Annotated in this window: 7 protein-coding genes; 3 read left to right on the top strand and 4 right to left on the bottom strand. The window is 62.3% G+C overall.

Translation table 11 applies throughout. The annotated features are described in order from the left end of the window. The 3 genes from FY112_RS36490 to FY112_RS36480 all read right to left on the bottom strand — a co-directional run. On the bottom strand, positions 1-730 hold a 730-nt coding region (locus tag FY112_RS36490), incomplete at its 3' end, for a LacI family DNA-binding transcriptional regulator (RefSeq protein ID WP_151520512.1). A 357-nt stretch (positions 731-1087) separates the two neighbouring features. Next, positions 1088-2302, bottom strand: coding sequence for a 5-aminolevulinate synthase (gene hemA, locus FY112_RS36485; protein WP_151520511.1), 1215 nt, complete (start codon positions 2300-2302; stop codon positions 1088-1090). 50 nt (positions 2303-2352) lie between these two features. Continuing rightward, positions 2353-2538, bottom strand: a complete 186-nt coding sequence (locus FY112_RS36480; RefSeq protein ID WP_017962341.1) for a hypothetical protein — start codon at positions 2536-2538, stop codon at positions 2353-2355. A gap of 90 nt (positions 2539-2628) precedes the next feature. Here FY112_RS36480 and FY112_RS36475 point away from each other — a divergent pair, with 90 nt between their 5' ends. From FY112_RS36475 to FY112_RS36465, 3 genes are all read left to right on the top strand, one after another. After that, positions 2629-2886: a YMGG-like glycine zipper-containing protein gene (locus FY112_RS36475; RefSeq protein WP_003582726.1), complete on the top strand. Its 258-nt coding sequence runs from the start codon at positions 2629-2631 to the stop codon at positions 2884-2886. Positions 2887-3055: 169 nt separating this feature from the next. After that, complete coding sequence (locus tag FY112_RS36470) at positions 3056-4984, top strand: autotransporter assembly complex family protein (protein ID WP_181018329.1); 1929 nt, start codon at positions 3056-3058, stop codon at positions 4982-4984. A gap of 67 nt (positions 4985-5051) precedes the next feature. Beyond that, positions 5052-11474: a translocation/assembly module TamB domain-containing protein gene (locus FY112_RS36465; protein WP_151520491.1), complete on the top strand. Its 6423-nt coding sequence runs from the start codon at positions 5052-5054 to the stop codon at positions 11472-11474. A gap of 58 nt (positions 11475-11532) precedes the next feature. Here the strand turns inward: FY112_RS36465 and FY112_RS36460 are convergent, their stop codons facing one another. Then, positions 11533-11970 carry an Lrp/AsnC family transcriptional regulator gene (locus FY112_RS36460; protein WP_011653765.1) on the bottom strand — a complete coding sequence of 146 codons (438 nt, stop codon included), beginning with the start codon at positions 11968-11970 and terminating at the stop codon, positions 11533-11535. Positions 11971-12089 lie beyond the last annotated feature (119 nt).

The following is a 12089-nucleotide window of genomic DNA, read 5'->3' as shown; positions in this document are numbered from 1 at the left end:
ACGCATCCACCGCACCGCGGGCGATCTGGTCATTGCCGCAGAAGAGTGCATCCGGTTTTTCTGCCGACCTCTTCCAAAGCTGATCGACCGCCTCATGCCCCCAGCTTTCCGACCAGACGCCGTAGAGCACCGGCTCGCGGTGACCGGCCACCTCGTGATAGGCGCCGGCACGTTCCCGCACCGAGAAGAAGTCCTGCGGCCCGGTGATGTGCGCAATCCGCCGCCGTCCGATCTTCACCAGCCATTCCACCGCCAGCCGCGCACCCTGTTCGTCGTCCGAACGGAAGGTGACACTGTTCTGCGTTCCCTCCGTGAATGCGTAGACGACAGGCACATGCAAATTCGAAAGATCGACGGGCAGGCGCCGATCCAGGCGTTTTCCCGTCGCGATGATGCCGTCGACCTGTTTGTCCAGCATCGCGTCGACATGGATCTGGGCGAGCGCCGGATCGTCTTCGATGGCGCACAGGAAGACCGAAACGCCGTGATCGACGAGAGCATCCGAGATGCCCGCCATGACAGGCAGCGTGAAACGGCCATAAGTGTCGTTCGTCAGCAGCCCGATGGTGAAGCTGCGCTTGCTGAGAAGACCTCTCGCCAGCGCATTCGGCCGGTAACCGATTTCGGTGGCGATCCGTTTCACCCGTTCGCGCGTTTCCGACCCCATCCGGCCGGTATCATTGAGGGCTTTCGACGCCGTCGAGATGCTCACCGCGGCAGCCGCCGCCACCTCGTGGATGGTGATCCTGCCTCTTTTTCCTCCCGATATGTTCAGAACGTCCCTCCTTCTGAAGTGATCTGAGAAAAGCTTTTACCAATCCTCATGTCAAGTGAGAAAAGGTTTTCTCATGCGACGCCATGGCTCGGATCGGCAAGGCCGTTTGCGGGAGGGGCAAGCACAGGGAAAGATCAATGCGCATCGGTCAGGCCGATTGCGATGTGTCATCGGTGTTAAGACCAAAGAGCGGATGATCTTGGATGGGCAAGGGAGGTTTGCTGCAACGCCTTGCGGGAGCAAGACCAATCGCTGTCAGAGCCTCCAGTGGAGGCCCTGAATTACGGCTCGAACCGAGCGACCATCAAAAAATCAGGCGACGTGCCTTGCGAGCGCGCAACGCGCCCAGAGCGAATGCAGCGCCTCGACCAGATGGGCGATATCGGCGTCGGAATGCAGCGGTGTCGGCGTGATGCGCAGGCGCTCGGTCTTCTTCGGCACTGTCGGATAGTTGATCGGCTGGACGTAGACGCCGCAATTGTCGAGCAGCAGATCGGAGATCCACTTGCACTTGGCCGCATCGCCGACCAGCACCGGCACGATATGGCTCGGATTGGGCATATGCGGAATGCCGCGCTGGTCGAGCAGTGCTCTCAGCTTGCGGACACGATCCTGATGGCGGGCGCGCTCGAACTGGCTGACCTTCAGGTGCTGGATCGAGGCAACGGCGCCGGCGGCAAGCGCTGGTGGCAGCGCCGTGGTAAAGATGAAGCCGGAGGCAAACGAACGGATGAAATCGCAAAGTGCCGTCGACGCGGCGATATAGCCGCCCATGACGCCGAAGGCCTTGCCGAGCGTGCCCTCGATCACGGTCAGACGGTCCATCAGCCCCTCGCGTTCGGCAATGCCGCCGCCGCGCGGGCCGTACATGCCGACGGCATGCACTTCGTCGAGATAGGTCATCGCGCCATATTTGTCGGCGAGGTCGCAGATCTCCCTGATCGGGGCGATATCGCCGTCCATCGAATAGACGCTCTCGAAGGCGATCAGCTTCGGCGCCTTCGGATCGGCGGCAGCGAGCTTGGCTTCGAGATCGGCCACGTCATTGTGCTTCCAGATCACCTTGTCGCACTTGGCGTGGCGGATGCCCTCGATCATCGAGGCATGGTTCATAGCGTCAGAGAAGATGATCAGCCCGGGAATCTTCGCACCGAGCGTGCCGAGTGCCGCCCAGTTGGAAACATAGCCTGATGTGAAGATCAGGGCCGCTTCCTTGCCGTGCAGATCGGCAAGCTCACGTTCGAGCACGACGTGGTGATGGTTGGTGCCAGAAATATTCCGGGTGCCTCCCGCACCCGCGCCACAGTGGTCGATGGCGTTCTTCATCGCCTCGATCACCTTGGGATGCTGGCCCATGCCGAGATAGTCGTTGGAGCACCAGACAGTAACTTCTTTTGCGCCATCGGCCGTATGGCGCGTCGCGCGCGGAAAATTGCCGCGGTGACGTTCGAGATCGGCAAAAACGCGGTAACGGCCCTCGGTGTGAAGCCCGTCCAGCTCGCTTTTAAAATACGCTTCGAAATCCATCATATGCTCCAGTATCACGCGACCGTTCTTGCTGACCGGACGTTCGCGCGTCAACCCTTGCCCTTTGCTTTTAACATCAACTGCGGCAAAAGGCGCAGAGTTTTGAATGATTCCAGATAAAGAATATGCGAGCCGCGATCAACGAAATTGATGTGGCAAGCATAATGGAAATTCGCGAAACCGCGCAGCTGGCGACAACATCCTGTATCGAAAAAAATCAGGACAGCAGTGGACAACCCTTTCTTCCGACATAGTTTTCGGTCTAGCCTGACAAAAAATAAAAGGGACGGCCTTTGCCCGCTGGGCAACAACCTCGGAGAGAAAAGATGAAGAAAGCTGTCATACTCGCATTGATCGGCCTGTCGATCGCAAGCTGCACACCGACGCAGCAGGGCGCCGGCATCGGCGCCGCATCAGGCGCCGTCATCGGCGGCGCAGTCACCGGCAATGTCCGTGGCGCGGCAGTCGGCGCCGCTATCGGCGGCGTGTCCGGCGCCCTCATCGGCAGCGTCGCCGAACAGCCCGGCCAGTGCTACTATCGCGACCGTTACGGCCGCCGCTACATCGATACCTGCCCGCGCTGAGAACGTTCAGGAACCGGCAGATTCAGGAAATCCCGGACACAGTTCCGGGATTTTTTGTGCTAAATTAGTGCGTTGGCAATTTAAAATGGTACACCCCGCGCGATTTTGTCGCTAAGCTGTTCACGGCTGGGCAACGAAGCTTCAATGTAGGCGTAACCAAAAGCGGCGGATGCGGATTAGAGGGACAGGTCCGAAAACAGGTACTGCGTATCGGCGAACAGGCACCATGATGGTGGTCGCAGCGGCAGCTGCGTTCTCACCGGTCCTGATCGGCGACGCTTACGCCTTCAAGCTTTTCGGCATCACCATTTTCGGCAAAGACGAAGATGAAGGCGAGCAGGTGCCCGATCCGGTGCGCTATCAGGTCGAGCTCAAGTCCGATACCGCCGATCCCGACCTCAAAGAAGCGCTGGAAAACAGTTCCCGTCTCGTCAGCGACCAGAAGCTCCCGGTTTCCGGCGATCTCGGCATCGTCGTCAAGGCGCGCGACGACCGTGAGCGGCTGATCGCCACTCTGTATGAAAAGGCCCGTTATGGCGGCCTGGTGACGATCACCATCGACGGCAAGAATATCGACGACCTGCCGCCCAACCCGACATTCGACCGATCCGGGCCGATCCCCGTCACCGTAGCCATTGCTCCCGGCCCCGTTTTCAAGGTCAGGGAGGTCCAGTTCGGCGGCGATGCCGCAAACCATAATCCCGCCGATTACGATCTCGCCCCGGGCGCTGAGGCCGGCTCGCTCGCCATCATCAAGGCCGGCGACAAGATCGTCGAACAATTGAAGAGCGAAGGCCGGCCCTTCGCCAAGTTGACCGAACGCAAGGTGGTCGCCGATCACAAAAGCGATACCGTCGATATCGTCCTTGCTGCCGAGGGAGGCCCCATCGCTCCGATCGGCGAAGTCGGCGTCACCGGCGAGAAGACCGTCAAGCCAGCTTTCATCCAGCGTTATTCCCGGCTGAACAAGGGCGAGGCCTATTCCCCGGAAACGCTGAAGAAAGCCGGCGAGCGGCTTCGCGCCCTCGGCGTCTTTTCGAGCGTCACCATTCACGAAGGCGATGCATTGGCATCGGACGGCACCTTGCCAATGACGATCGAGGTTTCCGAGGGCAAGAGGCGCTACTTCGGTGTCGGCGCGCAATATTCCACCACCGACGGCTTCGGCGTTCAGGGCTATTGGGGCCACCGCAACCTGTTCGGCGAAGCCGAAACGCTGAGGATCGAGGGATCGGTCTCCAGGCTTGGCGAAACGACGGACGTCGGCAGCCTCGACTATTCCGCCGGCATACTCTTCACCAAGCCCGGCGCCTTCTTCCCCGCCGCCACCCTGAAGGCCGGCATCGTCGCCAAGACCGAAAATCCGGATGCCTATAACGCCACACTCGTCACCGCCTCGCTCGGCCTTTCCTACGAACTGACCGACCGGGACACCGTCTCGGCGAGCGGCGAGCTCAGCTGGGAGCGCGACGAAGACGCCTTCGGCGAGAACGACTACCTGACCTTCACCCTGCCGATCCAATATGATCGCGACGCACGCGACGACAAATTCAATCCGACCGAGGGCTACCGCGCGACGCTCTCGGCAAAGCCTGGCTACGAAATCTTCAACGCCACACCCTATGCGGCATTCGAGGGCTCGATCTCCGGCTATCTGCCGTTCGGCCAGGAAGACGGCGTTGTGCTTGCCGGCAAGGTTGCCGCCGGCGTCCTGATCGGCGGCGACAGCATTGGGGACATTCCCGCCACGCAGCGCTTCTTTGCCGGTGGTGGCGGCTCCGTGCGCGGATACAGCTATCAGGAAATCTCGCCCTATAACGACAATGGCGATCCCACCGGCGGCCGCTCCTATGTGACCGGTTCGCTGGAGGCCCGCATCAAGATCACCGATACGATCGGCATCGTGCCCTTCATCGACGTCGGCACCGTATCGGACAGCACCTTTCCGGGTTTTTCCGATATCCGCGCCGGCGCCGGCGCCGGAATACGATATGCAACGCCTTTCGGCCCGCTGCGGCTTGATTTTGCCATGCCGCTGAACAAGTACGAAGATGGCACAGATTACGGAATCTACGCCGGCATCGGCCAATCCTTCTAGGATTGCCGATTCCGCTCGTGTTTTCCGATCTGTGAGCCGTCATGAAAACGGGGTAGTGTCCGCGCCGATGCAAACGCTGACAAAAATCGTCAACTGGGTCGTACGGCTTACCGGCTATGTCGTCGGCGCCACGTTGATTCTCGCGGTCGTGGCACTGGCGATCTTCGGCTTCACCAGTTTTGGCGCGCGCATCGTCACAGAAAAGATAGCCTCCACGCTGTCCAATCGCGACATGACGATCGAGGTTCGCGAACCGCAAGGCCTTTTGACCGGCGGACTTCGAGCCGCCGAGATCTCCATCTCCGACACCAGGGGCGTCTTTGCGGAAATTCATGGCGTCGCGATCGACTGGAATCCGCTTGCGCTGCTGACCGGAACCTTCCATGCCAAACGCTTCGAGATCGAAGCGATCAACGTGCTGCGCAAGCCGGTACGCACCCTGCCCTCGCGGCCCGAGGCTGAAAATTCCGGCGGATTCAGCCTTCCGATCAAAGTCGATGTAGACCGCATCGTGCTGCCCGATATCAAACTTGCCGCACCGCTTGCCGGCCGCGCCTTTGCGCTCGCCGCCGAAGGCAGCCTTTCGGCGAACGGCGATGGCGGCGAGGCCATCGTCAATGTCAGCCGTCACGCGGTCCCGGATGCGCGGCTTGCCGCCGACATCGCTTTTGCGCCAGCCGAAAACCGGCTGCGGCTGAAGGCACAGCTGTCCGAGCCGAAGGGCGGACTGCTGGCGGGCTTTCTCGGCCTGCCGGACAGCCCGGCCGTCAACATCGATCTCGATGGCCAGGGGCCGATATCCGATTGGAAAGGCAAATTGCAGGCTGCCCTCGACGGGCAGCAGCGCGCCGCAATCGAGGCCCGGCATCAGATTACGGAAGACGGGCTGCACCACCTCGATCTCAAGGGCGGCGGTGACCTGAGCTCGCTGCTTCCATCGGCATTCCGGCCGCTTTTTGCCGGCCAGACCAATATCGATCTTGCCACCACCTTCGACGATCACGGCAAGATCGATATCCAGACCGGCAATATCGCCACCGGCAGCGTCGTGATCGCCGCCTCCGGCACCCTCGATCCGGCCGGCAACAACAGCCTGAACGCCAATCTGCTCGGCACGTCGGGGCCTGTCGATTTCCGCTGGCCGCTCGCCGAAGGCGAAGCGCGCTTCCTTATATCAGGCCTCAACCTGGCACTCACAGGCGATGCGCAGGCCGCCCGACTGAATGTCAGCGGCTCGCTCGACACCGCAACCCTGCCGCAGGCCGATATCGGCAACGTCAAGCTGACGGCAAAGAGCGACGCCTTCAATCTCGCCGCGCGTTCCGGCAGCGTCCAGCTGCGCCTTGTTGCCGGCGACGCGACCTTTGCCGAGCCGAACCTCAATCGTGCGGTCCAGGGCCCGATCACCATCGCCTCGCCGCTGCAGATCTCGCCCTCCAGCATCGGCTTCAACGGCACCACCGTCGAAAGCGCGAATATCAACGGCAGCCTCAACGGCTCCTATCGGCTGACCGACCAAGCGCTGACCGGCAACCTCAAGCTCACCATCAACCCGGCAGCCCTGCCGGCTGCGGCAACAGGCAAGTTCGACGGGCCGATCTCGCTCGAAAGCCAGGTGGTCGGCACCATCCCGTCGAAATTCGCGCTGTCCAACCTCGTCCTGAAGTCCGGCACGCTCGAAGCCGCCGGTAACGTCGCACTCGACGGCGGGATCTTGAACGCAGATCTCTCCGGCCGGTTGCCTGACATCGGCAAGCTCATCCCCGGGGCCAGCGGCGGGGCGGGTTATGCGTTGAGAGTGGGAGGTGAGCTCCCGGCAATCTCCGTCACGGCCAATCTCAAGGCGCCCAGCCTTGAAATGGCCGACCGCGTACTCGGCAACCTCAATATCGACCTGTCGGGTCTCGCCGATCCCAAGGCCCCGCAGGGCAGGATCGCCGCCACCGGCACGATCGACGGCCAGCCGATCGGCATTAACGGCGACATCCGCTCGCAGGACGGCAAGACGAGCATTCCGGCGCTGACCGCCGATATCGGCGACAACCGGCTGACCGGCAATGTGGAATTCTCGTCTTCCCTTGAGCCGACAGGCGCGCTGACCTTCGATTTCCCCAATATCGGCCTGCTCGCCGCACTCGGCGGACAGAAGGCCGAAGGCGATCTCAAAGGGTCGCTCGGCGTCAGCAGCGATGGCGGCAGGATTGCGCTCAAGCTGCTTGCGACCGGCGGCTCGATCCGCCGTGATACGCTTGCGATCGTCAAGCCGGATATCGATGTCACGGTCAGCGATCTCAAAGCCCTTGCGGCAAACGGCACGGTCAAGGCCGAGGAGGTGAGTGCCGGAACGAACAGGCTCGCCGGCCTTTCGCTCGATTTTACCAAGCAGCAAGACCATACCGATTTCGATCTCGATGCTGCCTATGACGGCAATCCCGTGCTGGCCGCCGGCAATATCGAAGCGGCCAGCGGCACGATGCACCTGAACCTCGATCGCTTCTCGGCAAGCCCCCGCAATATCCCGATCGAGCTTGCCGCACCGACGCAGGTCGCCATCGGCGGCGGTACCGCCAGCCTGAACGGACTGACCCTGAAGACCGGCACCGGTTCGGTGACCGTCACCGGTTCCGCCGGCGAAACGCTGAAGATCGATGCAGACATCCGCGAGCTGCCGGCAGCGCTTGCCAACGGTTTCGTGCCAAACCTGTCAGCTGGCGGCACGATCTCCGGAACCATTGCCGTGACCGGAACGCCGGCAGCACCCGTCGCCGACTTCAAGCTCGACTGGAAAGATGCGACGACGGGCCAGACGAAGGGGGCGGGTCTGGCACCGCTCGGCATCACCGCCGTCGGCAAATTTGCCGACAACAAGCTCGATTTCGACACGACGGTCGGCAGCACTGACGGCCTGTCGCTGAAAGCCGCCGGCAATGTCGCACTCGCCGACCCGAAGGCACCGGTGCTTGATGTCAACGCCGATATCCTCAATCTGCCTGCCCGCATCGCCAACGGTTTCGTTGCCGATCTTGCCGCCGAAGGCACGATTACGGGAAAACTGGCGGCCTCCGGCTCCCTCGCCAATCCCACCGCCAATTTCGATCTCGATTGGAAAAGCGCTGCGACGAGCCAGACGAAGCGTGCCGGCCTTGCGGATCTTGGCCTCAAGGCATCCGGCAAATTCGCCGACAACAAGCTCGATTTCGACACGGTGATCGGCGGCGCCAACAGCCTCTCGCTGAAGGCAAATGGCAATGTCGCCATCACAGGCGCGACGCTCGGCAACGTCGCGGTCGACGCCGCACTGGCGAATGTTCCGGCAAATATCGCAAACAGCTTTGTACCCGATCTCGCCGCCGAAGGCGCGGTCTCCGGAACGATCTCGGCCAGCGGATCGCTCTCCGCCCCGCGTGCCGATTTCGATCTCAATTGGAAAGACGCTGCGACGAGCCACACGAAACGTGCCGGCCTTGCCGCGCTCGGCGTGACTGCATCAGGAAAACTTGCGGATAACAAGCTCGATTTCGACACGGGGATCGTCGGCGCCAACAGCCTCTCGCTGACAGCAAACGGCAATGTCGCCATCACGGGCACGACAATCGGCAACGTCAAGGTCGATGCGGCGCTGGCAAACATCCCGGCAAACATTGCAAACAGCTTCGTCGCCGATCTCGCCGCCGAAGGCGCGATCTCCGGAAAGATCTCGGCCGCCGGGTCGCTTTCCGCCCCCGCCGCCGATTTCGATCTCAATTGGAAAGATGCTGCGACGAGCCACACGAAACGTGCCGGCCTTACCGCGCTCAGCGTGACCGCGTCGGGTAAATTTGCCGAAAACAAGCTTGATTTCAACGCGGCAGTCAACGGCGACAAAGACCTCTCGCTGAAGGCCATTGGCAATGTCGCATTGGCCGGTACGGCAATCGATAGCATCAAGGTCGATGCCGAGATCGCCAAGCTTCCAGCAAGTCTCGCAAATGCCTTCGTTCCCGATCTGGCCGCCGGCGGCACGATATCCGGCACTGTGTCCGCCGCCGGAACACCCGCCGCACCGAAAGCCGACTTCAAGCTCGACTGGACGGATGCTGCGACCAGCCAGACCAGAAGCGCTCATCTCTTGGGCCTGGCGCTTGCCGCATCCGGACGCTTCGCCGACGACCGGCTCGATTTCGATGCCAATCTCGCCGGCCAGGACGGCCTCTCGCTGAAGGCCGCCGGCAACGTCGCGATTTCAGGCACGTCGGTCCGCAATCTTGACGTCAAGGCCGATCTCGCCAACCTTCCGGCAGGCCTCGCTAACGGCTTCGTCCCGGGTCTTGCCGCCGAAGGCACCGTCTCGGGGACGGCATCCGCTTCTGGCGCGCTTCCGAAGCCGGCGGTCGATTTCAAGCTCGACTGGAAGAACGCCGCGACCGCCCAGACCAAGAGCAGCGGCCTTTCTGGCCTGAGTGCTGCGGCTTCCGGCAAGTTCGTCAATGACAGGGTGGATTTCGACGCCAATCTCGCCGGCAAGGACGGCGTGCTGGCCAAGGCGACGGGCGGCGTGACGATCGCCGGAACGGCCATCCGAGACCTTTCGATCAATGCCGATATTCCGGCGCTGCCGGCAAATATTGCAAATGCCTTCGTTCCCGGCCTCGGCGCCGAGGGCACGCTTTCGGCAAGCGCCGTGACGTCGGGAACCCCGGCAAATCCGATCGTCGATTTCAAGCTCGACTGGAAGGATGCCGCGACCAGCCATACCAAGGCTGCCGGCCTGTCCCGCCTTGCGCTGGCGGCGACGGGAAAATACGCCGGCGACAGGCTGGATTTCGATGCCGCCCTCAACGGCAGCGGCGGCATTGCGCTGAAAGCAGCTGGCAATCTTTCGATCGCAGGCACCTCGATCCGCTCGGTCGACGTCACGGCGAACGCCACCAATGTTCCGGCCGGCATCGCCAACGGCTTCGTTCCCGGCCTTGCTGCCGAAGGCGCAGTCTCGGCAACCGCAAAGGCCACCGGCGCGCTGTCGGCGCCCTCCGTCGACTTCAAGGTCGACTGGAAGAACGCAGCGACGAGCCAGACAAAAGGTGCCGGCCTTTCGCCGTTCAGCATCGGCGCATCAGGCAAACTTGCCGAAAACAGGCTGACGGTCGACACCAGCCTTGCCGGTGACGCCGGCATGTCGCTGAAGGGCGGCGGCAGCGTCGTCATCACAGGCAATCGCGCCATGGACATGCGCTTCACAGGCAATCTTCCTTTCGCCGTGCTCGGCGCCCCGCTTGCGCAACAGGGCCTCGTCGCGGACGGCGTCGCCACCGTCAACCTGCAGATTGGCGGAACGGCCGCAGCACCCGTCATCAACGGCACTGTCTCGACCAATGGCGCAAAGCTCGTCGACGTCCGGCGCAATATGGCCGTCAACAATCTGACGGCGACCGTGACCTTCAATGGCAGCCAGGCCGTGATATCGCGCCTCACCGGCAACCTGGGCGGCGGCGGTACGATTTCGGCCAGCGGCACCATCGGCATCCAGCCGGCCGGCGGCTTTCCCGCCGACATTTCGATCAAGCTCGACAAGGCGGTCTACGTCGATGGAACCCTTGTCGTCTCGACCGTCAATGGCACGGTCGGCCTGCGCGGGCCGATCACCAATGCGACGCTGAGCGGCAAGCTTCGGCTGGACAAGACCTCGATCACGGTCCCGGAAAAATTGCCCACCTCGCTGAGAGAAATCGACATCCGCCACAAGAATGCGCCGCGCGCAGTGCTTGCGCAGCTTCGGGATGACGGCGAGCGCAAACCCGGAGAGAAATCCTCGGTGATCACGCTGGATCTCGAAATCGACGCGCCCTCGCATATCTTCGTGCGCGGCCGCGGCATCGATGCCGAGCTTGGCGGCCTGGTGACGATCCGCGGGACGGCGGCTGCACCCATCGTGACCGGCGGTTTCACCATGCGCCGCGGCCGCATGACCATTCTCAACCGCCGCCTGGATTTCTCCGACAAGAGCCGGATCACCTTCGCCGGTGACATGACGCCGGCGCTCGATATGGAGGCGACCTCGGCCTCCGGCTCGACGACGCTGACCGTTGACGTCGCCGGCCTCGCCACGGACCCCGCGATCACCTTCTCCTCCTCACCCGAGCTGCCGCAGGACGAGGTGCTGGCGCAGCTGATCTTCGGCCAGTCGATGTCGAAACTCTCGCCGGTGCAGATCGCCCAGCTCGCCGACGCCGTCAGTCAGCTGGCCGGGAACCGCTCCACCTCGCTTTTCGAAGGCCTGCGCAACCAGCTCGGCGTCGACGATTTCGACGTCAGCACCGATTCCAAGGGCCAGACGAGCGTTAGCGTCGGCCGCTATCTCAACGATCGCACCTATTTCGAATTGCAGCAGGGCGGTTCGGCTGGCGCCAAGGCGGTGATCAACCTCGATGTCGGCCGCGGCGTCAAGCTGCGCGGGGGGGCCGGTGGCAACGGTGAGGGCGAAGCCGGCATTGTCTACGAACGGGAATACTGATGCATCTCCCGAAGCTGTGCAGCAGTTTGAGGACAGCATGCACGAGCTTTAAGCCGGCTTAGAAACCGGTTTTGCTGGTCTTGAGAAGGATGTTGGTCTCGGTCGAATTGATGCCGTTGATCAGCCGGATGCGGCGCAGCGTCTCGTCGAAGGCGGCAAGGTCGCGGTCCTCGAGTTCGGCGACGAAATCCCATTTGCCGTTGGTGCTGTGAAGCGCGCGCACCTGCGGCAGGCCCCTCAACTGATCGGCCACCCTGTCGGCGAGCTTGCCGAGCACCTCGATCATGACGATGGCGCGCACGCCGGCGGAGCGCGTCTCATGGCCAGTGCGGATGGTGAAGCCGACGATGGTGCCGCTGGCCACCAGCCGGTCGATACGGGTGGCAACCGTTGCCCGCGATGCGCCGGTCATCGCTGCAAGCGAGGAGACGGAAATCCGGGCGTTATGGCGAAGTGCACTCAGAAGTTCGGTGTCGAGATCGTCCACACTGATCACTTTGTCAAAAGTGGTTTATCAATCTGCGCAATCATAGTCCATTTCTGACACTTTTCCATCTTTTTGCCGCCAGCCCTTTATCCCACTATCGGCCGAAACAGGCCTCAACACGGAGCCCT

The sequence above is a fragment of the Rhizobium sp. PEPV16 genome, from assembly GCF_008919455.1.
Classification (GTDB): domain Bacteria; phylum Pseudomonadota; class Alphaproteobacteria; order Rhizobiales; family Rhizobiaceae; genus Rhizobium; species Rhizobium leguminosarum_Q.
This window is presented reverse-complemented; position numbering and strand designations above follow the sequence as displayed.

Excerpts from the sequence above, each read along its gene's own strand:
- hemA (WP_151520511.1), bottom strand. The coding sequence starts at position 2,302 with ATGGATTTCGAAGCGTATTTTAAAAGCGAGCTGGACGGGCTTCACACC.
- FY112_RS36475 (WP_003582726.1), top strand. The coding sequence starts at position 2,629 with ATGAAGAAAGCTGTCATACTCGCATTGATCGGCCTGTCGATCGCAAGC.
- FY112_RS36470 (WP_181018329.1), top strand. The coding sequence starts at position 3,056 with ATGCGGATTAGAGGGACAGGTCCGAAAACAGGTACTGCGTATCGGCGA.
- FY112_RS36465 (WP_151520491.1), top strand. The coding sequence starts at position 5,052 with ATGCAAACGCTGACAAAAATCGTCAACTGGGTCGTACGGCTTACCGGC.